Raw genomic sequence first — 23,726 nt, forward strand, 5'->3', positions numbered from 1 at the left:
CTGCCCCTGGCGCGGCGCTGCGGATCAAGATTCCTGATCGACAGCGTGCGATCACTCCCCCTTGTCACGCTGTACTGACTTAGAGAAGAAAATGCCCAAGCGCACTGACCTCAAGACCATCCTCATCATCGGTGCTGGCCCGATCGTCATCGGCCAGGCCTGCGAGTTCGACTACTCCGGCGCCCAGGCCTGCAAGGCACTGCGTGACGAGGGTTACCGCGTGGTGCTGGTCAACAGCAACCCGGCCACGATCATGACCGACCCGGAGATGGCCGACGCCGTCTACATCGAGCCGATCAACTGGCAGACGGTCGAGAAGATCATCGCCAAGGAAAAGCCCGATGCACTGCTGCCGACCATGGGTGGCCAGACCGCGCTGAACTGCGCGCTGGACCTGGCCGACAACGGCGTGCTGGAGAAGTACAACGTCGAGCTGATCGGCGCCAAGCGCGAAGCGATCCGCATGGCCGAAGACCGCGAGCTGTTCCGCGTGGCCATGGGTGAGATCGGCCTGGAATGCCCGACCGCCGCCGTGGCCCACACCCTGGACGAAGCGCTGGAGATCCAGACCCGCGTCGGCTACCCGACCATCATCCGCCCCAGCTTCACCCTGGGCGGCAGCGGCGGTGGCATTGCCTACAACCGCGAAGAGCTGGTCGAGATCGTCAGCCGCGGCCTGGAACTGTCGCCGACCACCGAAGTGCTGGTGGAAGAGTCGGTGCTGGGCTGGAAGGAGTTCGAGATGGAAGTGGTCCGCGATACCGCGGACAACTGCATCATCGTCTGCTCGATCGAAAACCTGGACCCGATGGGCGTGCACACCGGTGACTCGATCACCGTGGCGCCGGCGCAGACCCTGACCGACAAGGAATACCAGCGCCTGCGCGATGCCTCCATCGCCGTGCTGCGCAAGATCGGCGTGGATACCGGTGGCTCGAACGTGCAGTTCGGCATCAATCCGAAGACCGGCCGCGTGGTCGTCATCGAGATGAACCCCCGCGTGTCGCGTTCCTCGGCGCTGGCCTCCAAGGCCACCGGCTTCCCGATCGCCAAGGTCGCCGCGAAGCTGGCCGTCGGCTACACCCTGGACGAACTGAAGAACGAGATCACCGGCGGCCTGACCCCGGCCTCGTTCGAGCCGTCCATCGATTACGTCGTCACCAAAATCCCGCGCTTTGCCTTCGAGAAGTTCCCGGCCGCCGACGCGCGCCTGACCACCCAGATGAAGTCGGTGGGTGAGGTGATGGCGATGGGCCGCACCTTCCAGGAGTCGGTGCAGAAGGCCCTGCGTGGCCTGGAAACCGGCAAGGTCGGCTTCGACCCGACCGGCCTGGACCTGGGCAACGAAGAAGACCTGCAGACCCTGCGCCGCGAACTGAAGGCGCCGGGCCCGGAGCGTCTGTTCTTCGTCGCCGATGCATTCCGCGCCGGCATGAGCGTGGAAGAGATCTACGCGCTGTCGTTCATCGATCATTGGTTCCTGGACCAGATCGAGGAAATCATTGCTGCCGAAGCTGACGTCGCTGCCGGTGGCATCGACGCGCTGGACGCTGCGCGCCTGCGCAAGCTGAAGCGCGCTGGCTTCTCCGACGCGCGCCTGGCGCAGCTGACCGGCACCAACGAAGCCGCCGTCCGCGCGTTGCGTCGTGCGCACAAGGTGCGCCCGGTCTACAAGCGCGTGGACTCCTGTGCCGGTGAATTCTCCACCGGTACCGCCTACCTGTACTCGACCTACGAGGACGAGTGCGAGGCCGCGCCGAGCAACCGCGACAAGATCATGATCCTGGGCGGTGGCCCGAACCGCATCGGCCAGGGCATCGAGTTCGACTATTGCTGCGTGCACGCGGCACTGGCGCTGCGCGAGGATGGTTATGAAACCATCATGGTCAACTGCAACCCGGAAACCGTGTCGACCGACTACGACACCTCCGACCGCCTGTACTTCGAACCGCTGACCCTGGAAGACGTGCTGGAAATCGTCGAACTGGAACAGCCGAAGGGCGTGATCGTGCAGTACGGCGGCCAGACCCCGCTGAAGCTGGCGCGCGCGCTGGAAGCCAATGGCGTGCCGGTGATCGGTACCAGCCCGGATTCGATCGACCTGGCCGAAGACCGCGAGCGCTTCCAGCAGCTGGTCGACAAGCTGGGCCTGAAGCAGCCGCCGAACCGCATCGCCCGCAACGACCAGGAAGCCCTGCTGCTGGCCCGCGAGATCGGCTACCCGCTGGTGGTGCGCCCGAGCTACGTGCTGGGTGGCCGTGCCATGGAAATCGTCTACGGCGAAGCCGACCTGGCCCGCTATGTGCGCGACGCGGTGAAGGTGTCCAATGATTCGCCGGTGCTGCTGGACCGCTTCCTCGACAACGCCGTCGAGTGCGACGTCGACATCATCGCCGACAAGGATGGCAACGTCCTGATCGGCGGCGTGATGGAACACATCGAAGAAGCCGGCGTGCACTCGGGCGATTCCTCGTGCTCGCTGCCGCCGTACTCGCTGTCGGCTGAAACCCAGGCCGAGCTGCGCCGCCAGGTGGTGGAGCTGGCCAAGGCCCTGAACGTGGTCGGCCTGATGAACACCCAGTTCGCGATCCAGACCAGCGACGAAGGTGCCGACACCATCTACCTGCTGGAAGTGAACCCGCGTGCGTCGCGCACCGTGCCGTTCGTGTCCAAGGCCACCGGCATGCCGCTGGCCAAGATCGCTGCCCGTTGCATGGCTGGCAAGAGCCTGGCCGAGCAGGGCGCGACCAAGGAAATCGTGCCGGACTACTACTCGGTGAAGGAAGCGATCTTCCCGTTCGCCAAGTTCCAGGGCGTCGATCCGATCCTCGGGCCGGAAATGCGCTCCACCGGCGAAGTGATGGGCGTGGGTCGCACCTTCAATGCCGCCTTCGCGCGCGCGCAGGAAGCGGGCGGCATCAAGACCCCGCCGATCGGCAAGGCCTTCGTGTCGGTGCGCGACCCGGACAAGAAGCGCGTGCTGCCGGTGGCCAAGGCCCTGCTGGCGCGTGGCTACACCCTGGTCGCCACCCGTGGCACCGCCGCGTGGCTGCAGCAGCACGGCATGGACTGCGAGATCATCAACAAGGTGGTCGAAGGCCGTCCGCACATCGTCGACTCGATCAAGAACGGCGAGATCGTCTACATCGTCAACACGACCGAAGGTCGTTCGGCGATCAACGACTCGTTCTCGATCCGTCGCGAGGCGCTGCAGCACCGCGTCACCTACTCGACCACCATTGCCGGCGCCAAGGCGCTGGTGGATTCACTGGAATTCCGCGGCACCGGCCCCGTCTGGTCGCTGCAGGAGCTGCACAAGGAGTTGAATGCATGAGAGCCCCCATCACGATGAAGGGCGCGCAGAAGCTGCGCGACGAACTGGATCACCTGAAGTCGGTCAAGCGCCCGAAGGTGATCGCCGCGATCGCCGAAGCGCGTGAGCATGGCGACCTGAAGGAGAATGCCGAGTACCACGCCGCGCGCGAGGAACAGGGCTTCATCGAAGGCCGCATCAAGCAGCTGGAAGGCGAGCTGTCGCACGCCGAGATCATCGACGTGAGCAAGCTCAATGCCGGCTCCAAGGTGGTGTTCGGTGCCAGCGTGACGCTGGCCGACGTGGAAACCGACGAAGAGAAGAAGTACCAGATCGTGGGTGACCTGGAGGCGGACATCAAGCTGGGCCTGATCGCCATCTCCTCGCCGGTGGCGCGCGCGATGATCGGCAAGCTGGAAGGCGATTCGATCGTGATCGACGCCCCGGCCGGCCAGCGCGAGTACGAGATCGTCAGCGTCAGCTACGTGGACTGACCCGGTGGCAACGGCGACTCTGCTGTTGCCGGCACGCAGCCGCTTTGCCGCGGCTGCGCTGCCTGATGACGTGGCGCGTGCCCTGGGCCGCGCCAACGCCTCGCAGTTCGAAGCCGGCGAGCGGGCGCAGCTGCAGCGCCATTTCACGGTCGCCGCGCCGCACTGGCCGGTGGCCGCACTGAGCCGCCAGCGTGACGTCGGCGATGCGGCCGGCGCGTGCTGGCTGCGTGCCGATCCGGCCTGCATGGTGCCGGACATGCACGGCGCGCGGATGATGGCCTACGGCGAAACGCTGCGGCCGACCCTGGCCGATTGCCTCGCCCTGCTGCCGGTGCTGCAACCGCTGTTCGCCGATGCCGGGTTCGTGCTCGACGCACCGGACCCTTCGCGCTGGTACCTGCGGCTTCCGATCGACCTGGCCCTGCCGGACTTCGACAGTCCGGACGAGGTGCTGGGCGATGACCTGTTCTCGCACCTGCCGGCAGGCGAGGGCGGCCGCCGTTGGCGGGCGCTGATGACCGAAGCGCAGGTACTGCTGCACAATCATTCCTGGAACCAGCAGCGCGCCGCGCAGGGACAACAGCCGATCAATTCACTGTGGTTCTGGGGTGGTGGCGTGATGCCGGTGTCGGTCAGTACGCCGCACGCACAGGTGCGCAGCCGCGACGCGCTGCTGCAGGGCCTGGCCCTGGCGGCTGGCGTAGCCGTGGATGGCGAGCAGGCGGTGGATGCACTGGTTGATCTGCGCCAGCTGCGTTCCCTGCAGCAGCTCGGCAATGATGCGATCCGTCCGCTGCTGGCCGCGCTGAAGCGTGGCGAGCTGCAGCGGCTGGTGCTGGATTTCGAGGACGGCCTGCAGTTCCAGCTGGACCGTGGCCAGCGCTGGCAGTTCTGGAAGAAGCCGCGCCAGCTTCACGACTGAGCGGGGCCTCGGCCGAGCGGGGGCGGATCCGTTTTCCATCGGAGAACGGCTCTGACCCCGATGTTTGCCGGGGTTGCCGGCCAGCGGCCGGCACTACCGCAGGTGCCGGGCGCAATCCCGACAGCCTCTCCCGCGCGCGGTATCATCCCTCTGTCTTTCGTAACCGGCGATGCCGATGTCCCTTGCCGCCGATGCTGTGCATCCCGCCTCTGATACGCCGACGATCCACCGCCGCGATGCGGTCGCGCCCGGCAGCTGGCCGGAGGGCACGCTGCCGTTGCTGGCGCGTCTCTATGCCAGCCGTGGCGCAGGTACACCGGAGTTGGCGCAGCCGAAGCTGGGCAATCTGCACGCCCCCGAGCTGCTGACCGGCATCGACGATGCGGTGAGCCTGCTGGTCGAGGCCATCGCCAACGACAAGCGCATCCTGGTGGTTGGCGACTTCGACTGCGATGGCGCCACCGCCTGTGCCGTCGGCGTGCGCGGCCTGCGCATGCTCGGCGCACGGCATGTCTTCCACGCGGTGCCGAACCGCATGGTGCACGGCTATGGCCTGTCGCCGTCGCTGGTGGAAGAGCTGACCGCGTTGAAGCCGGACCTGCTGGTCACGGTCGACCACGGTATTGCCTGCCATGCCGGCGTGACCGCGGCCAAGGCGCGTGGCTGGCAGGTGCTGGTCACCGATCATCATCTTCCCGGTCCGCAGTTGCCGCCGGCCGATGTCATCGTCGATCCCAATCTGGACGGCGATGCTTTCCCCAGCAAGTCGCTGGCTGGCGTCGGCGTGATCTTCTACGTGCTGATGGCGCTGCGCCGGCAGATGCGCGAAGCCGGTGTCTTTGCCGACGGCAAGGGTCCGGACCTGACTACGCTGCTGGACCTGGTGGCGGTTGGCACCGTCGCCGACCTGGTGGCGCTGGACCCGAACAACCGTGCACTGGTCAGCGCGGGCCTGCGCCGCCTGCGCGCAGGGCAGGGCTGTGTCGGCCTGCGTGCGCTGATCGAAGCCAGCGGCCGTGACGCCGCGCGACTGACCGCCACCGACATCGGCTTCGCCCTGGGCCCCCGCCTGAATGCAGCAGGCCGCCTGGAAGACATGGCACTGGGCATCGCGCTGCTGCTGACCGAAGACCCGCGCCAGGCGCGCGAGATCGCGCAGACGCTGGAACAGATCAATTCGGAACGCCGCGCCGTGCAGCAGTCGATGACCGACGACGCCGAGCAGGCGTTGACCCGCGTGGTGCTGGACATGGCCGGCCAGCGCCCGGTGGCGGCCTGCCTGTTCGACGCCGACTGGCATCCGGGCGTTGTCGGCCTGGTCGCGTCGAAGATGAAGGACCGCCTGCATCGCCCGGTGATCGCCTTCGCCCCGGCCGAACCCGGCGCCGGCACCCTGCGCGGCTCGGCGCGCTCGATTCCCGGCCTGCACATCCGTGACGCCCTGGCGCTGGTCGATGCACGTCATCCGGGCCTTATCGAACGCTTCGGTGGCCATGCCATGGCGGCCGGCCTCAGCCTGCGCCTCGATCACGTCGATGACTTCAAGGCCGCCTTCGTCGCCGTGGTACTGGAAATGCTCGACCCGGCGGCACTGCAGCAGCAGGTGCTCAGCGACGGCGAACTGACCGCCGACGAGCTGGATCATCGCCATGCCGACGCGTTGCGCCTGGCCGGACCGTGGGGCCAGGGCTTCCCCGAACCGCTGTTCGACGGTCACTTCGAAGTGGCCAACTGGCGTGTGCTGAAGGAGCGCCACCTCAAGCTGGAACTGCGCCTGCCGGGTGTACCCGGCACGATCAACGCGATCCACTTCGGCGGCTGGCACGGCAACGCGCCGGGCCGCCATGTGCATCTCGCCTATCGGCTCGCCTGCGACGACTATCGCGGCGGCAGCGCCATCCAGCTGATCGTGGAGCACAGCCTCCCCGCCTGAAGAAAAGGGGACGGAGGGGATTAAGTCGTAAATGGCAAACAAGGCAAAAGCGACTTAATCCCCTCCGTCCCCTTTATCTAATCCCCTCCGTCCCCTTTATCTGTCAGGTCAGCGGACCTCGGTTACCAGCGTCGGTAGTTCCCAGGTGCCACCGGGCACGCCCCGGCACAGGCCGGCCGCTACCTCCGACGTCGCGATGAAGCGCGTGCCGTCCCACGTCCAGGTGTTCTGCGAGATGCAGTCGCCCAGACCGCGGCCCTTCTGCGCGGCAATGATCTGACCATCGTCGTAGTCGATGGCATCGCTGGTCACCCACTGTGGCTGGTAAGGCGCCTCCGGACGGGCCACCCAGTAGCCATCGCCGGTGTTGTAGGCCGCGCGCCAGCACTGCACGTTGACCAATACGTGCTGCGCATCCAGGCGCTGGATCTGCAGCGGGGAGTTGCTGAGCGGAACGTCGGCGTCGGTCTCCAGCAGCCCTTCGCAGCTGTCGTCCTTCAGCGTGGCACGCAGCGCTGCACGCAGGGCGGGTGAGGCGGCCAGTTGCGCAAACGCCGGATCATCCGGGGTCGAGTCCACGGTAGCGGCCTTGCGCACCACCGGTACCGGCAGAGCGGCGGGGACGCTGGATTCCGGCGTGCTGCCCTTGCGCATCACGGCACCGGGTGTGCCGAGGCGCCCCTGGTACTCGTCGATCTTCAGCAGTACCGCTGCCGCCCCCTTGTCCGACAACGGCCAGCGGCGGCCTGCGCCATCGGTCACGCTGACCCCACCGTTGCGCACCAGTGCCGACAACAGCGCGCTGGTCTGCGCGGCATTCAAGCTGTGCGTACCTTTGCCTCTTGCGGGGGCCAGAACGCCGAGATCCTGCTGCTGGATGCGCAGATGCAGTGCGCCCTTGGGCTGGGGCTGGCCTTCTTCCGGCTGCAGCGTCAGGCGGCCCTGGATGGCCTGGCCCGGGCCGCCCTTGCGGGTGAGCAGGACGCTCAGGGTGCTGTCCTCGTCGGTGGCGTACCCAGCGGCGCGGCAGGTGCGGGTATTGTCACAGGCCGCGACCCAGTCGTGATGCTGGAAATACAGGCTTTTGGCCGGGGCCGCCGCAAGGGCGGTCAACGGGCAGGCCAGGAGCAGCAGAATGGTGGGCAGGGGGAGTCGCATCGGCATCCTTGCGCATATGGGAGTGGGGCATCGTGCCTGTGGGCGACGACATTGAAAAGCTCGGCTCGTCAAACCCCGTTCCGTCTGTTCGTGCGTTCAACCCTCCACGATCCCACTGGAGTCCGGTCATGGTCTTCGCCCGTTGCTGCACTGTGTTGTTGCTGGCCCTTGTGGCCTGGCCCGCTGGCGCGCAGTCGCCACGGATCTCCCGGCCGCAGGCCACCACGCCGCTGTTGATCGCGCCAGCCGCCGAACAACCGGTGCAGCTGCAGCGTGCCCGCATCGAAGGCGAGGTCCAGGCCGGCATCGCCCAGACCCGGATCACCCTGGAATTCCACAACCCGAACCGGCGCGTGCTGGAGGGTGAGCTGCAGTTCCCCCTGGCCGACGGCCAGCAGATCAGCGGCTTCGCGCTGGATATCAACGGCGAGATGCGTGACGCGGTGCCGGTGCCCAAGGACCGCGGCCGTCAGGTGTTCGAGGAGATCGCCCGCCGTGGTGTCGACCCGGGCCTGCTGGAACAGACCGCCGGCAACCAGTTCCGCCTGCGCATCTACCCGCTGCCGGCTGGTGGCAGTCGGCGCGTGCAGCTGGTGATTCGCGAGCCGTTGGCCTTCGCCGGCCACGGCTGGCAGTGGACGCTTCCGCTGCAGTTCGCCGCCGGTGCAGCCTCGGTTGAACTGAAACTGCAGGCCCCCGGCGCGGCCACCGCAGGTACGGCACCCTTCCGTATCAGTGCGGGCCAGCTGCAATGGCAGGGCAGGGGCGCGCAGTTGCCGAAGCAGCTGCAGTGGAGCCTGCCGGCAGCCCGCCAGGCACAGGTGCAGGTGGCGCCCTGGGAGGATGGCCATTACCTGCTGGCGCAGCTGCCGGTGGCGGCCAGCAGCACGCCCCGCACGTTGCCCAGCGAGATCGGCCTGCTGTGGGACGGCTCCGGTTCGGCGGGGCAGCGCGATCGCACGCGTGAGTTCGCACTGCTGGATCGCTACTTCGCCGCGATGGGCGACGGTACGGTGTCGCTGACTGTGCTGCGTGATCGGGCCGAACCGGTGCGCCGCTTCCGTATCCGCGCAGGCAACTGGAGTGAGCTGCGCGCAGCACTGCAGGTGGTGCGCCCGGATGGTGCCAGTGCGCTGGCCCAGTGGCAGCCGCAGCCGAGTGTGAAGGAATACCTGCTGGTCAGCGACGGTCTGCTGACCTATGGGCCGGAACAGCTGCCGGCGATGGCGGCGGATCAACGCCTGTTCGCGATCAGCAGCGCCGGTGCGCGCACCGATGCCGTGCGACTGCGTGGTTGGAGTGAAGCGCATGGCGGCCGCTTCGTTGCGCTGGGCAAGGATGTCGATGCGGCGGCGCGTGAGCTGCTGTCGTCGCCGTTGGATGTTCAGGTCGATGCAGGGCGCGGCGTGCAGGATGTGGTGATCGATCGTCGCAGTGAAGCCCAAGGCTGGCTCTGGCTGCACGCACGACTGGCGGCCGATGGTGTGCCGATGCGGGTGCGCGTGGGTGGCGGCGAATGGCAGGCGCTGCCCGCGACGCAGAAAAGTGAAGACGGCGAACTGCTGGCCGGCTTGTGGGCACAGGCGCGCCTGCAGCAGCTGGCCGCCGACCGCCGCGGCAACCGCGAGGCCATGCAGCGCCTGTCGCAGCAGTTTGGCCTGGTCGGTCCGGATACCTCGCTGATCGTGCTGGAGACGCTGGAGGACTACCTGCGCTATGCGATCCGTCCGTCTGGCACGCTGCGCGCTGAGTACGACGCCAGGTTTGCAGTGCAGGTGGCGGATCGTGCCGCTGCAGATCGCCAGCGCCTGGATGAAGTGGCTGCACGCTGGAAGGAGCGCCAGCAGTGGTGGAACCGCAGCTGGCCGAAGGGAACGCCGCCGCAGGCGAAGGGCGGGGCATTGGAAGTGGCCTCCGCGGACTATGCGATGGAATCGGCGCCGGTGGCGATGCTCGCCGCGCCGGCCCCGGCGGCACCGCCCGCCCCGGCACCGATGGCCGCCGCCGCCGAGCAGCGCATGGAAGCCAGCAGCGCGCGTGCACGTCGCTCAGCGCCTGCATCGAACAAGGCCCTGGATTCAATCACGGTCACTGGTGGTCGTGTCGCTGCGCCCGCTGCCGCCAACGAGGGCGAGCTCGGCATCCAGCTGGCGGCGTGGCAGCCGGACTCCGCCATCGCCCGGCGCCTGCGCCAGGGCCCGCCGTCGCAACTGTATGACCGCTACCTGGCCGAGCGCGATGCACACGCCGACAGCAGCGCATTCTTCCTCGATGTGGCCGACCTGCTGCTGGAGCAGGGTCAGCGCGACCTGGCACTGCGGGTGCTGTCGAACCTGGCCGAGATGGATCTGGACAACCGCCATCTGCTGCGCGTGCTCGGTTACCGCCTGATGCAGGCCGATGCGCCTGCGTTGGCGGTGCCGGTGTTCGAGCAGGTACTGGCGATGGGCCAGGAGGAACCGCAGAGCTTCCGTGACCTGGGTCTGGCGCTGGCAGCGGCAGGAAAGCCGCAGCAGGCGCTGGCGCCGTTGTACCAGGTGGTGGTGCGGCCATGGGACAGCCGCTTCGATGGCATCGCCCTGATCGCATTGGATGAACTGACCAACCTGGTGACCCGCAACACGCCCCGGCTGGATACCACCAGCATCGACCCGCGCCTGCTGCAGGCGATGCCGCTGGACCTGCGCGTGGTGCTGTCGTGGGACGCCGACAACAGCGACATGGACCTGTGGGTGACCGACCCGAACGGCGAGCGCGCCTACTACGGCAACCGCCTGACCTACCAGGGCGGGCAGATGTCGCAGGACTTCACCGGCGGCTATGGTCCCGAGCAGTTCTCGCTGCGCAACGCCAAGCCGGGCAGGTACAAGGTGGAGGCGAATTACTTCGGCAGCCGCCAGCAGCTGGTGACCGGTGCGACGACCCTGATGCTGCGCCTGACCACCCATTGGGGTACGGCCAAGCAGAAGGACCAGATGGTGACGATGCGGTTGAAGGACCGCGCCGAGACCGTGCTGGTGGGCGAGTTCGAGGTGAAATAGCCATCTGCCCGAAGTGACCGTCCGAGGGTGGGCCAGGAATACCCTCGTCGACCCCGCTCTGGGGCAAGGAGGCCCTGTGTGGGGTCGGCTGCAGCCCAGCCGGCTCCCCACGCCAAGGCGGGCATCGCCTGCCTGAATGCAGCGCCGGTGCATCACGCTCGAGCCTTCCCGGTGCAGGCTCAGGCCCTCATTCCGGGCATCCCCGGCCTGCGGTATCATTACCAGTCATCTTTTGAATGCATAACCGCCGACATGATCGAACTGAATCCTGTCCGCCAGCGCATCACCGATCTGACCGATCGCGTGCTGTCGCTTCGGGGGTATCTTTGACTACGACGCCAAGAAAGAGCGTCTTGAAGAAGTAACGCGTGAGCTGGAAAGCCCCGACGTCTGGAACAACGCCGAGTACGCCCAGAACCTGGGCCGCGAACGTTCCAGCCTGGAAAAGACCGTGGGCGGCATCGCCTCGGTGCTGGACGGCCTGACCGACGCGACCGAACTGCTGGAGCTGGCTGAATCCGAACAGGACGAGGACACCGCGCTGGCGGTGGTCGCCGACCTGGACAAGCACCAGGCGCACGTGGAGAAGCTGGAGTTCCAGCGCATGTTCTCCGGCGAAATGGACAATGCGGCGGCGTTCGTCGACATCCAGGCCGGTGCCGGTGGTACCGAAGCCCAGGACTGGGCCGAGATCCTGCTGCGCATGTACCTGCGCTGGTGTGAATCGCGCGGCTGGAAGACCGAGCTGATGGAAGTCTCCGGTGGCGACGTCGCCGGCATCAAGTCGGCCACGCTGCGCGTGGAAGGCGACTACGCCTATGGCTGGCTGAAGACCGAGACCGGCGTGCACCGCCTGGTGCGCAAGTCGCCGTTCGACTCCGACAATCGCCGCCACACCAGCTTCACCTCGGTGTTCGTGTCGCCGGAAATCGATGACAACATCGACATCACCATCAACCCGGCCGACCTGCGTACCGACGTGTACCGTTCGTCCGGTGCCGGTGGCCAGCACGTGAACAAGACCGAGTCGGCGGTGCGTATCACTCACATCCCGACCAACATCGTCGTGGCCTGCCAGACCGGCCGCAGCCAGCACCAGAACCGCGACAATGCGATGAAGATGCTGGCCGCCAAGCTGTACGAGCTGGAAATCCAGAAGCGCAACGCCGAAAAGGACGCGGTGGAAGCCACCAAGTCCGACATCGGCTGGGGCAGCCAGATCCGCAACTACGTGCTCGACCAGAGCCGTATCAAGGACCTGCGCACCGGCATCGAGCGTTCGGATACGCAGAAGGTACTCGACGGCGACCTGGACGAGTTCGTCGAGGCCAGCCTGAAGGCCGGCCTGGCCGTGGGCTCCAAGCGCGTCGATGCCTGATCGACGCACCTGCGCGGAGATCGTCACCCTCGTGCGCAACGCCGAGGGTGGTTGAACCGTTTTTGTGTAGAGCCGAGCCATGCTCGGCTGCTTTTCGCGAGCTGGCGGATGCGTCGAGCATGGCTCGACGCTACAAAGGGTAGGACGGGCCGATGATGCGCAGCGAAAGTGAACGCAAGGAACTCGGCGGCTTCCTCAAGGCCTGCCGCGCCCGTGTCGACCCCGCCACGCTCGGCCTGCCGGCCGGGCGCCGGCGTACCCCGGGCCTGAAGCGCGAGGAAGTGGCGCTGGCGATCGGGGTCAGCGTCAGCTGGTACACCTGGATCGAGCAGGGCCGTGAAGTGCGTGCCTCGCCCGAGGTGCTTGAGCGCCTGGCGCAGGTGCTGCGCATGAGCGATGACGAGCGCGCCTATGCGTTCGCGCTCTCCGGCTATGGCGTGCCGCTGGAATCACCGGACGAGAGCGTGACTGATGGTCTGCGCCAGCTGGTGGAAGCGATGCAGCCGATCCCGGCCTACGTGCGCAACACCCGTTTCGACATCCTGGCCTGGAACCCCGCCATCGCCGAGCTGTTCGTGGACTACAGCCAGCTGGCGCCGCATGAGCGCAACACGCTGCGGCTGATGTTCCTCTACCCGCCGTACCGCACGCTGATCCTCAACTGGGAAGAAATGACCCGCGGCCTGCTGGCCGGCTTCCGCGCGGCGATGGCGCAGGCGCCGGACAAGGCGCCGTTCCTGGCGCTGGTGGAGGACATCGCGGCGCACAGCGAGGAGTTCCGTCAGTGGTGGCCGGAGCACGACGTGCGGCGGTTCGATGAAGGTGCAAAGAAGTTGAACCATCCCACGCGCGGGTTGCTGGACCTGCAGTACGTGGCGCTGGTGCCGGAGAGCCGGCACGACCTTTCCCTGGTGACCTACCTGCCGCGGAAGTAGGTGGGTCGGCAGGGCTGCGCCCTGCACCCGCAGAGGCCGAAGCAACAGCAACAGCAACAGCAACAGCGGGCATTCTGTGGGATGGCGGGGCGGTGTGGGTGGGCAGGACACGCCGTAAACCCGTCCATGGGGGCTCGATGGCGCCATCCGTGGCGCCAACGGTCCTGCCCACCCACACCGCCCCGCCCCGACAGATCTCCGCGGCTGTTGGTAGGTGTCGACCTTGGTCGACACATCTGTCAGATATCGAATGAGTCATCCACGCATGGCGTGGATCTACTGTGTCGACCAAGGTCGACACCCACCAGGGCAATACGTCGCTCCAACAGATCCCGGAAAACTGTCGAAGGCGGGGTGGGTCCGGTTGAGGGGGCGTGAGCCGCATGGATGCGGCGACCGAGCTTACATGGACGTACTTGCAGCGTCCCCCTCAACCGGACCCACCCCGCCAACCCACGGAATGCCAGCTTCTGCCGTTGCCCTTGCCTTGGCTTGAAGCCTCTGCGGGTGCAGGGCGCAGCCCTGCCAGGAGCCCCCATTCAGACAGGTAAGTGCAGGTCACAGGATAAGCAGACGCCTTGTTGCCTCCGCCAATCGGGTCCACATTCCTGTGCAGGAGACGGGCCGCCGCCCGTTGTCGAGACAACAGGAGCCCTGCATGTCCACTGCCCCCAGCACCGCCATTTCCCGCGATCCGGCCACCGGCCAGCAGATCGCCAGCCATCCCTTCGCCACCGATGCCGAACTGGAAGCCATCCTCGATCGCGGCCAGGTTGGCTTCGCCGTCTGGAGCGCAAGGAGCCTGGAGCAGCGGGCCGAGGTGCTGCGCGCGATGGCCGCCGTGCTGCGCCGCGACCGCAAGAAGCTGGCCGCGCTGGCCACCGCTGAAATGGGCAAGGTCCAGGCCGAATCGTTGGCCGAGATCGAAAAGTGCGCCGTGCTGTGCGACTGGTACGCCGACAACGGGGCACGGTTCCTGCGCGACGAACCGACCCAGGTGCCCGACGACAAGGCCTACGTGTCCTACCTGCCGCTGGGCGTGGTGCTTGGCATCATGCCGTGGAACTTCCCCTACTGGCAGGTGATGCGGGCGGCGGTGCCGATCCTGATGGGCGGCAACGGCTTCCTGCTGAAGCCGGCGGAGAACATCGTCGGCACTGCGCAGCTGCTCGACGCGGCCTGGCGCGATGCCGGGCTGCCTGAGGGCACCTTCATCGCCGCCAACATCAGCCGCGAGGGCACCAGCCGCGCGATTGCCGATGACCGCATTGCCGCGGTGACCCTGACCGGCAGCGTGGCCGCCGGCCGCAGCATCGCTGCCCAGGCCGGGCAGGCGCTGAAGAAAGTGGTGCTGGAGCTGGGCGGCTCGGATCCGTTCATCGTGCTGGCCGATGCCGATCTTGATGCGGCCGTCGATGCGGCGGTGGCCTCGCGCTTCCAGAACACCGGGCAGGTCTGCATCGCCGGCAAGCGCATCATCGTCGAAGACGCGGTCTACGATCGTTTCGTGGCGCAGTTCTGCCAGAAAGTGCAGGCGCTGACCATCGGTGACGGCCGCGACCCCGGCAACCGCATCGGCCCGATGGCGCGCCAGGACCTGCTGGAACAGCTCGATGCGCAGGTGCGCGCGTCGGTCGACGCCGGTGCGCAGCTGCTGGTCGGCGGGCACCAGCTCGATCGTCCCGGCGCGTTCTATGCGCCCACCGTGCTGGCCGGGGTGGAGCCGGGCATGCAGGCCTTCGATACCGAGACCTTCGGGCCGGTGGCCTCGATCAGCCGCGCCCACGACGCCGACCATGCGGTGGAACTGGCCAACCAGAGCGAATTCGGCCTCAGCGGCAACCTGTGGACCGGCGACCGTGCCCGCGCCATGCAGATGGCACGCCGGCTGCAGACCGGCGGTGTGTTCGTCAACGGCTTCTCGGCCTCCGACCCGCGCGTGCCGATCGGCGGTGTGAAGAAGAGCGGCTTCGGTCGTGAGCTGTCGCACTTCGGCATCCGCGAGTTTGTCAACGCGCAGACAGTGTGGTTCGACAAGCGTTGACGCGCGGCTTCCATCCTTCCTGCAACGATCCACCATCAGTCCAGCGAAAAAAGGACGGCATTCCCATGTCCAAGGGTTCAGACCTGCTCGTCGCCGCACTTGAGAACGAAGGCGTCGAGCGTATTTTCGGCATTCCCGGCGAAGAGAACCTCGACGTCGTCGAGTCGCTCCGCCATTCCAGCATCGAGCTGGTGATCACCCGCCACGAACAGGCGGCGGTGTTCATGGCCGCCACCTACGGGCGTCTTACCGGCAAGCCGGGCGTGTGCCTGGCTACGCTCGGCCCGGGTGCGCTCAATTTCACCACCGGCGCCGCCTACGCGCTGCTCGGTGCCTGGCCGGTCATCATGATCACCGGCCAGAAGGGCATCGTCGCCAGCAAGCAGGCACGCTTCCAGATCGTCGACATCGTCAGCACGATGAAGCCGCTGACCAAGCAGGCGCGGCAGATCGTCTCGGCACGCACCATCCCGACCATCGTCCGCGAGGCGTTCAGGGTGGCCCAGGAAGAGCGTCCCGGCCCGGTGCTGCTGGAGCTGCCCGAGGATATCGCCGCCACTGAGGTGGAGGGGGTTTCCCTCATTCCGACCCACGCGGTGGACCGGCCGATTGCCAGCCCGGAGGCGCTGGACCGCGCGGCGGGGATCATCCGTAATGCCAAGCGCCCACTGCTGATGATCGCCTCGGCCGCTTCGCGGCCGCAGTCCAGCGAGGCGCTGTCGGCGTTCGTGCTGCGCGCCGGGATTCCGTTCTTCACCACGCAGATGGGCAAGGGTGCGGTGGCCGGTGGTTCGGGCCTGTACATGGGCACCGCCGCGCTGACCGAGCGTGACTACGTGCACATGGCGATCGACCAGGCCGACGTGATCGTGACCATCGGCCACGAGGTCACCGAGAAGCCGTCGTTCGTGATGCGCCCGGGTGGGCCGACCGTGATCCATATCGGCTACTCGCAGGCGGCGGTGGAGCAGGTGTACTTCCCGCAGGTGGAAGTGATCGGCGATATCGGTCGTTCGCTGACCCAGCTGGCCGACCGTATCGAAGGCGCGGTGCCGAATGCTGACGCGCTGCTGCCGCTGCGCGCGACCATTCTGGAACACCTGGCTGACCGTGCCGAGGAAGCTGGATTCACCCCGCAGCGGCTGGTGCACGACGTGCGCCAGGTGATGCCGCCGGATGGCATCGTGGCGCTGGACAACGGCATGTACAAGATCTGGTTCGCGCGCAACTACCGCACCCAGGTCGCCAACACGCTGTTGCTGGACAACGCGCTGGCGACCATGGGTGCAGGCCTGCCGTCGGCGATCATGGCCTCGATCCTGTACCCGCAGCGTCGGGTGCTGGCGGTGTGCGGCGACGGCGGTTTCATGATGAACAGCCAGGAGCTGGAGACCGCGCGCCGGCTGGGCCTGAACCTGGTGGTGCTGATCCTCAACGACGGCGCCTACGGGATGATCCGCTGGAAGCAGGCGGTGGACGGCTTCACCGACTACGGCATGACCTTCAGCAACCCGGATTTCGTCAAGTACGCGGAAGCCTATGGCTGCAAGGGGCATGAGGTGACGGCCATCGAGCAGTTCATCCCGACGCTGGAAGCGGCGTTCAACGAGGGTGGCGTGCACCTGGTATCGGTGCCGATCGACTACTCGGAGAACCAGCGGGTGCTGGTGGACGAGCTGCGGCAGGCGTTCCCGGGCAACGGGTGAGGCCAACCCCGCGCTCTGGTGGGTGCCGCGCAATCCGGTAGGTGTCGACCTTGGTCGACATGCGGACCGCCAACCAAGGTTGGCGGCTACCGGGGCGAGGGCGGCCGCCAAGGCTGGGGCAGGGCGGTTTTGGTATGCTGGGCAACCGGCCGTGCCGGGCGCAACATCCCCCCTCACTAACACGATTCCCGCAGATCCATGAGCGAAGCTACCGATACCCCCTCCGTTGACGAAAACAAGTTGATCGCCGAGCGCCGCGAGAAACTCAAAACGCTGCGTGGGCAGGGCATCGCGTACCCGAACGACTTCCGTCGCGAGGACTTCGCCGGCCGCCTGCAGGAAGAATTCGCCGATGCCGAACAGTGGACCGCTGAGGCCCTGGAAGGCAATGGCCGCCAGGTGAAGATGGCTGGCCGCCTGATGGCCAAGCGCATCATGGGCAAGGCCAGCTTCGCGCAGATCCAGGACGAGTCCGGCCGCATCCAGCTGTTCCTGCAGGGCACGGTGCTGGGCGATGCCTATACCGCCTTCAAGGGCTGGGACGTGGGCGACATCATCGCCGTCGAAGGCGGCCTGACCCGTACCAAGACCGGCGAGCTGTCGGTCAAGGCCGAATCGATCCGCCTGCTGACCAAGTCGCTGCGCCCGCTGCCGGACAAGTGGCATGGCCTGGCCGACGTCGAGCAGCGTTACCGCCAGCGTTACGTCGACCTGATCGTGACCCCGGAGTCGCGCGCGGTGTTCATCAAGCGCTCGAAGATCATCCGCGCCATGCGCGCGTGGCTGGACAACCGCGACTTCCTGGAAGTCGAGACGCCCATGATGCATTACATCCCCGGCGGCGCGGCGGCCAAGCCGTTCACCACCCACCACAATGCGCTGGACCTGGACCTGTACCTGCGCGTGGCGCCGGAGCTGTACCTCAAGCGCCTGACCGTGGGTGGCTTGGAGCGCGTGTACGAGATCAACCGCAACTTCCGCAACGAAGGCGTCAGCACCCGCCACAACCCGGAATTCACCATGATGGAACTGTACGAGGCCTATGCCACGTACAACGAAATCATGGACCTGACCGAAGGTGTGATCCGTGACGTGGCCAAGGCCGTGAACGGTGGCACCGAAGTGGAATGGGACGGCGCGAAGATCGACCTGGGGCCGGCGTTCCGCCGCTGGCGCATGGATGAAGCGGTGCGCCACCACAACCCGGAAATCTCCGCGGCCGACTGCACCGACCGTGAGGCGTTGCTGCGCCATTGCGAGCGCTTGAAGATCCGCGTCAAGCCGTCCTACGGCTGGGGCAAGCTGCTGCTGGAGATCTTCGAAGCCACGGTCGAACACACCCTGATCCAGCCGACCTTCATCACCGACCATCCGGTCGAGGTCTCGCCGCTGGCCCGTGCCAATGACAACGATCCGGGCTATACGGATCGCTTCGAGCTGTTCGTCAACGGCAAGGAGCTGGCAAACGGCTTCTCCGAACTGAACGACCCGGAAGACCAGGCGCAGCGCTTCCAGGCCCAGGTGGCCGCGAAGGAAGGCGGCGACGACGAGGCCATGCACTACGACGCCGACTACATCCGTGCGCTGGAGTACGGTATGGCGCCGACCGGTGGCCTTGGCATCGGCGTCGATCGCCTGGTGATGCTGCTGACCGGCAGCAGTTCGATCCGCGACGTACTGCTGTTCCCCTACATGCGTCCGGAGCAGTAAGTCGCTTTTCTGACTCCTGATTGTGCGCGCCGTCGCGAAACGAGACGGCGCATTTGACGCCTCCCGCACTCGGCGTATCGTTAATGCACTACCTTGACGTCCGTTATGGCTTGATCGGCGTCGGGGGATGACGCATTGTGGAGAGTCCGCTTCACAATGCGATGACGATCATGAACCGGGACGCATGACACGGGAGTCGGGCCGATGCAGGGTGCGAGCGTTCGCAGCAGCAGGATATCCTCGCCTGCTGATGATCCAGCATGGTCGAGAAACCAGGCGGAGTACGCGTTGAACATCGTCATTGTTGACGACCAGACGTCCGCGCGGACGATGCTGCGTCACGTCATCGAAGACATCGCGCCGGAATTGAGCGTGTATGACTTCGGTGATCCGCTGACCGCATTGGCCTGGTGCGAGGCGCACCCGGTCGACCTGTTGCTGCTCGATTACCGCATGCCGGAGATGGACGGGCTGGAGTTCGCCCGTCGTTTCCGTCGCCTGCCCAAGCACCGCGATATCCCGGTGATCCTGATCACCGTGGTCGGTGACGAACCGATCCGGCAGGCAGCGCTGGAAGCAGGCGTGATCGATTTCCTGGTCAAGCCGATCCGCCCGCGCGAACTGCGCGCGCGCTGCTACAACCTGCTGCAGCTGCGCCAGCAGACCGAGAACGTGAAGCAGCGGGCGTTGTCGCTGGAGCAGCGCCTGTTGGCCAGCATGCACGAGGTCGAAGAGCGCGAACGCGAAACCCTGTCGCGATTGGCCCGGGCCATCGAGTTCCGTGATGCCGGCACCAGTGCCTACCTCGAACGCATGGCCCGCGTGGCCGGGCTGATCGCCGAGCAGCTGGGGCTGCCTGAGGATGACGTCAAGCTGATCGAGATGGCCGCCCCGCTGCACGACATGGGCAAGATCGCCATTCCCGATGCGGTACTGCTCAAGCAGGGCAAGCTCAACGACGAGGAGCTGGCAATCATGCGCCGGCACCCGCGCATCGGCCACGAGCTGCTCAGTGGCAGCCAGAACCGTTTCATCCAGGTGGGCGCGCTCATCGCGCTGCGCCACCACGAGCGCTATGACGGCAGCGGCTATCCCGATGGCCTGGTCGGCGAGGCGATCCCGCTGGAAGCGCGGATCGTTGCTGTCGCCGACGTCTTCGACGCACTGATCTCGCCCCGTCCGTACAAGGAAGCATGGACCATGGAAGCCACACTGGCTTATCTGTACGCCCAGCGTGGGCGACTGTTCGATCCACGCTGCGTGGATGCGCTGATGCGCGGCCGTGAGCAGCTGGACCAGATCTGCGCCGAGCATTCGATGGCGTCCGCACGCCCGGGGCTGGGCGCGTGAAACGCCTGTTGTCGCGGCTGCGGCTGCGCCTGTCCCAGCGGCAGGACAGTGAGCACGGCCAGCAGATTGTCCGTATCGTCCTGATCAGCCTGATCCTTGCCTACGTGCTGTTGCCGGCGCCGCGCCACGATCTGCCGCATGGGCAGTACGTGGGTGTGCTGGCGATCGTGCTGACCGGATTGAGCCTGTCCCTGCTGCTGTTCGGTTGGTTGCTGTGGCGGCCGGCACGTTCCGACGCGCGCCGCGTGCTGGGCATGCTGGCCGACTACGGCCTGATCGCGGCTGGCATGGTGCAGATGGGTGAGCCGCTGGCCTGGGTCTACATCGTGGTGATGTGGGTGACGGTCGGCAACGGCATGCGGTTCGGCAACCATTACCTGTACGTGGCAGTGGCAATGGCAATGGTGAGCTTCGGCTTCACCGTGCTCCAGACGCCGTACTGGATGCAGAATTTCCGCCTGGCCATCGGCCTCTGGCTCGGACTGGCCGCAGTGCCGCTGTACTTCTCCACGCTGTTGCGGCAGCTGACCGAAGCGATGGCCGAGGCCCGGCGCGCCAGCGAGGCCAAGAGCCGCTTCCTGGCCAACATGAGCCACGAGTTCCGCACCCCGTTGAATGGCCTCAACGGTATGACCGAAGTGCTGGCGACCACGCGCCTGGATGATGAGCAGCGCGAGTGCCTCAACACCATCCAGGCGTCTTCGCGCAGCCTGCTGGCGCTGGTGGAGGAGGTGCTGGACATCTCTGCCATCGAGGCCGGCAAGCTGCGCGTGGTGGCTGAGGATTTCGCCGTGACCGACGTGATCCAGGCGATCGGGTTGATCCTGATGCCGCAGGCCAGGGCCAAGGGCCTGGATTACCGGGTGAAGGTTGCCGACGGCGTGCCACCGCGCGTGCGCGGCGACGTCGGGCACCTGCGGCAGATCCTGTTGAACCTGGCGGGCAACGCAGTCAAGTTCACCGACCATGGCCGGGTCGAGATCCGCGTCGGCGTGGTGCATGCAGATACCAGCGGCGCGGTGCGCCTGCGCTTCGACATTTTCGATACCGGCATCGGCGTGGCACCGGCGATGCGTGCGCGCTTGTTCGATGCCTTCGAGCAGGCGGATGTCAGCATGGCGCGCCGTCATGAGGGCACGGGACTGGGCACGACCATCGCCAAGGGCCTGGTCGAAGCGATGGACGGCGACATCGGCTATCTGGAGAACCCACCGCGCGGTAGTCACTTCTGGGTCGAGCTGCCCTTCGCGCCACCGCAACCGATGGTGCCGGGCGCGGTCCCGACCCTGTCCGGCGAGGAGGACGCGGGGCCCGGTGGGAACGTGATTGCCTTTGCCGACCCATTCCTGCGCCATCGCGCGCGCGTGCGTAGCATGCAGATCCTGGTGGCCGATGACCACGAGGCCAATCGCATGGTCCTGCAGCGCCTGCTGCAGAAGGCCGGTCACCGGGTGCTGTGCGTCGATGGTGGTGAAGCCGTACTGGACGCCTTGGCCGACAGCGAGTTCGATGCGGTCATCGTCGATCTGCACATGCCGGGCATGAGCGGGCTGGACATGCTCAAGGAACTGCGCGTGATGCAGGCCGGCGGTGGTCCGCGCACGCCGGTGCTGGTGCTCAGTGCCGATGTCACGCCGGAGGCGATCCAGCGCTGCACCCAGGCCGGTGCCCATGCCTTCCTGGCCAAGCCGGTGGTGGCGGTACGGCTGCTCGACACCCTGGCCGAGATCGCCAGCAATGCCCAGTTGAGGACCATGGCCGCGCCGGTCGTGCGACCTGCGGCGCCGGTGCAGGATGGCGTGCTCGACAGCAGCGTGCTGGACGAACTGGCGTCACTGGGAATGGGTGAAGGGTTCGAGCGTGAGTTCATCCGCCAGTGCCTGGAGGACGCTGCGAGCTGCATGGGCAAGGCCGAGCAGGCGGGTGAAGCCGCGCAGTGGGAGGTGTTCCGCGAGCAGTCCCATGCGATCAAGGGCGTGGCCAGCAACCTCGGCCTGATGCGTGCGTCCAACCGCGCCGGCGAGTTGATGCGGATGGCCGACTGGCAGTTGAAGGCCGAGTGGCGCGTACGCCTGGGTGTGCTGCAGGACGCCATCAAGGAAGGCCGGCGTGCGCTGGATGCGCGTGCCGAGCGCCGCCTGCGTGGTGCCGCCGAGGATGGTGAGGCGCGCTAGGATCTGCGGCTGTGTCACCGGCTGTTCGTGCGAGCGATTGCGTTCAAGCCTGCTCAGCCCATTGCTTGAGGCGGGATCGTTCCGACGGGTGAAGGTCGGAGTGTGATTCGGGGTGCGCTCCCTCGGAAGCGGGCGACTGCTTGCCTCCTTTCGATTCAGGCGGTGTGCTTCTCACGATCAGGGCGCCGGTGGTACCTGCATGCGCCACGAACGTCTCTGCGGGTTGTCGGCGTGCCCGCCGAACCAACGTGACGTGCTCGGGTCATCATCCATCGGGCGCGTAACAGGGCTGGCGGTTTTGCGTTCTTCGGCCACCCGGATTCCAGGCACGTCCTTGGCACCGGAGAAAACCTCCGAGGCGCACGCCTTTACGCAGATCTTGTTGTACCCCTCAAGAGTCGCTCTGTCGTCCAGGACGAGGCGTGCCTGGATACTGGATCCCAGCGATTCGATGGTTTCCAGTCTCTTTTCGAAGGTCATTCTCCTGGACTGGCAGAATGCATCAAAATGCGGGGTTTCGATCTTTGTGTGCTGCACGGCAATGATGCAGTGTTTCGATACGTTCATGTAGGTCACTATCCCGTCGTCCAATGCGTCCGTCACTACGCCTGTATCCGGGAGTAGCGCGCAGCCTTCCTTGAACGAATGTACCTGGATGAGCGTCATATAGTCCTTCGCATTGAAGAACTCATCCACACAGCCGTCCAGAAGGGTCTCTTCGTCCGCCTTCGGGTACAGCAACAGGATCAGTAGCCTGATCCATACTCGATAGTCATCGCGGGACAGTTTATAGGTTTCGCAGATGTGCCTCTCTTCCCCGGGGTCCTTTCCATCCAGGGCCCGATGCAGCGCCAGGGCTTCCAGGTCGGCGACGCTGTGGTCAAGAAAATCCTGGAATCTACCGAGTGTTTCTTTGACTCGTAGCGGATTTCGTGCGCCGACAAGAATCTTGTGCCGGTAGATGCGCTTTATCAGGTCGATTGTTGGGGAGTGCTTCGAGTATGGTCGACGGTCCTCTGTCAACAGAAGGGTTGCCGGTCCGGGGCTGGACCTCGCCATTGAGATGGCTTCAATGATTGATCTTGCACTTTCGGCGTAATCAGCCTCGTAGCGGTTGAACAGGGCTTCAAGATTGATCCGCTTGCTATGGCCCGTCCTCATGATCGTGAAGAGATCATGGAAGGCGAGATTGTTCTCTATGGTTGCTTTGTTCTGCGGGTTGATTGTCGATGGCTGGCTTTTATCTACAGTGAACCTGAATATCTTTGCCTTCTTTTTCCCTGGATTATCCGAGCAGGAATTCATGCGCTGCTCCGCCTGGGAGACGAAGTGCTGGTTGTGCGTCAGATTCGTGTGCTTTTCCATGGCGATGAACGGTGTCCTTGTTCCGGGCGGCGGATGGAGCCCAACCGAAACTGCATGGTGCGGCAATCGAGTGCGAGATGCACTGCAGAGGGTGCTCAGCTGAGCCAATTACGGCACATGCCCGGGTCAAAGGCGGCACACGTCCCGACCGGAAAAACCGGCGGCATGCATGCGGCATGACGGCGCATCGGCTGGACAAAAAA

The 23,726-nt window shown here is 66.0% G+C and carries 15 protein-coding genes; 13 read left to right on the top strand and 2 right to left on the bottom strand.

From position 1 onward, the window contains the following. Nucleotides 1-91: 91 nt before the first annotated feature. The 4 genes from carB to recJ all read left to right on the top strand — a co-directional run bounded on the left by carB (nucleotide 92) and on the right by recJ (nucleotide 6,662). Nucleotides 92-3,334, top strand: a complete 3,243-nt coding sequence (gene carB, locus EZ304_RS00105; protein ID WP_142805885.1) for a carbamoyl-phosphate synthase large subunit — start codon at nucleotides 92-94, stop codon at nucleotides 3,332-3,334. Nucleotides 3,335-3,342: 8 nt separating this feature from the next. Then, on the top strand, nucleotides 3,343-3,807 hold the full coding sequence (gene greA, locus EZ304_RS00110) for a transcription elongation factor GreA (RefSeq protein WP_026347191.1): 465 nt from the start codon (nucleotides 3,343-3,345) through the stop codon (nucleotides 3,805-3,807). A gap of 4 nt (nucleotides 3,808-3,811) precedes the next feature. After that, nucleotides 3,812-4,729 (top strand): phosphoglycerate mutase, encoded by a 918-nt coding sequence (locus EZ304_RS00115; protein ID WP_099551674.1) that lies wholly within the window; start codon nucleotides 3,812-3,814, stop codon nucleotides 4,727-4,729. A 175-nt stretch (nucleotides 4,730-4,904) separates the two neighbouring features. Continuing rightward, a complete protein-coding gene (gene recJ / locus EZ304_RS00120; RefSeq protein WP_142805886.1) occupies nucleotides 4,905-6,662 on the top strand; it encodes a single-stranded-DNA-specific exonuclease RecJ in 1,758 nt (585 codons plus the stop codon). 108 nt (nucleotides 6,663-6,770) lie between these two features. Here the strand turns inward: recJ and EZ304_RS00125 are convergent, their stop codons facing one another. Next, nucleotides 6,771-7,820 carry a DUF1176 domain-containing protein gene (locus tag EZ304_RS00125; RefSeq protein WP_142805887.1) on the bottom strand — a complete coding sequence of 350 codons (1,050 nt, stop codon included), beginning with the start codon at nucleotides 7,818-7,820 and terminating at the stop codon, nucleotides 6,771-6,773. 128 nt (nucleotides 7,821-7,948) lie between these two features. Here EZ304_RS00125 and EZ304_RS00130 point away from each other — a divergent pair, with 128 nt between their 5' ends. From EZ304_RS00130 to EZ304_RS00165, 9 genes are all read left to right on the top strand, one after another. Further along, nucleotides 7,949-10,861, top strand: coding sequence for a VIT domain-containing protein (locus tag EZ304_RS00130; protein ID WP_142805888.1), 2,913 nt, complete (start codon nucleotides 7,949-7,951; stop codon nucleotides 10,859-10,861). A gap of 78 nt (nucleotides 10,862-10,939) precedes the next feature. Then, complete coding sequence (locus EZ304_RS20930; protein WP_185959262.1) at nucleotides 10,940-11,191, top strand: hypothetical protein; 252 nt, start codon at nucleotides 10,940-10,942, stop codon at nucleotides 11,189-11,191. Next, nucleotides 11,114-12,239 (top strand): peptide chain release factor 2 gene (gene prfB / locus EZ304_RS00135; protein WP_099551678.1). Its coding sequence is split into 2 segments (ribosomal slippage): nucleotides 11,114-11,188 and nucleotides 11,190-12,239, totalling 1,125 coding nucleotides; the frame shifts between segments, so codons are not numbered across the junction. The genes EZ304_RS20930 and prfB overlap by 78 nt, the downstream gene beginning before the upstream one ends. A 152-nt stretch (nucleotides 12,240-12,391) precedes the next feature. Beyond that, a complete protein-coding gene (locus tag EZ304_RS00140; protein WP_008267447.1) occupies nucleotides 12,392-13,174 on the top strand; it encodes a helix-turn-helix transcriptional regulator in 783 nt (260 codons plus the stop codon). Between the two features lie 658 nt (nucleotides 13,175-13,832). Beyond that, nucleotides 13,833-15,218 carry an NAD-dependent succinate-semialdehyde dehydrogenase gene (locus EZ304_RS00145; protein WP_142805889.1) on the top strand — a complete coding sequence of 462 codons (1,386 nt, stop codon included), beginning with the start codon at nucleotides 13,833-13,835 and terminating at the stop codon, nucleotides 15,216-15,218. Between the two features lie 65 nt (nucleotides 15,219-15,283). Beyond that, nucleotides 15,284-16,924: an acetolactate synthase large subunit gene (locus EZ304_RS00150; protein ID WP_142805890.1), complete on the top strand. Its 1,641-nt coding sequence runs from the start codon at nucleotides 15,284-15,286 to the stop codon at nucleotides 16,922-16,924. A gap of 198 nt (nucleotides 16,925-17,122) precedes the next feature. Further along, nucleotides 17,123-18,634: a lysine--tRNA ligase gene (lysS, locus tag EZ304_RS00155; RefSeq protein WP_142805891.1), complete on the top strand. Its 1,512-nt coding sequence runs from the start codon at nucleotides 17,123-17,125 to the stop codon at nucleotides 18,632-18,634. A gap of 204 nt (nucleotides 18,635-18,838) precedes the next feature. Beyond that, nucleotides 18,839-19,984, top strand: a complete 1,146-nt coding sequence (locus EZ304_RS00160) for a response regulator (protein WP_099551682.1) — start codon at nucleotides 18,839-18,841, stop codon at nucleotides 19,982-19,984. After that, the gene (locus EZ304_RS00165; protein ID WP_099551683.1) at nucleotides 19,981-22,158 is read left to right on the top strand and encodes a response regulator; all 2,178 of its coding nucleotides are present in this window, start codon (nucleotides 19,981-19,983) and stop codon (nucleotides 22,156-22,158) included. The genes EZ304_RS00160 and EZ304_RS00165 overlap by 4 nt, the downstream gene beginning before the upstream one ends. A 177-nt stretch (nucleotides 22,159-22,335) precedes the next feature. On the opposite strand, the gene EZ304_RS00170 is transcribed toward EZ304_RS00165, so the two are convergent. Further along, nucleotides 22,336-23,523, bottom strand: a complete 1,188-nt coding sequence (locus EZ304_RS00170; RefSeq protein ID WP_142805892.1) for a hypothetical protein — start codon at nucleotides 23,521-23,523, stop codon at nucleotides 22,336-22,338. Nucleotides 23,524-23,726 lie beyond the last annotated feature (203 nt).

This window comes from Stenotrophomonas maltophilia (assembly GCF_006974125.1).
Classification (GTDB): domain Bacteria; phylum Pseudomonadota; class Gammaproteobacteria; order Xanthomonadales; family Xanthomonadaceae; genus Stenotrophomonas; species Stenotrophomonas maltophilia_O.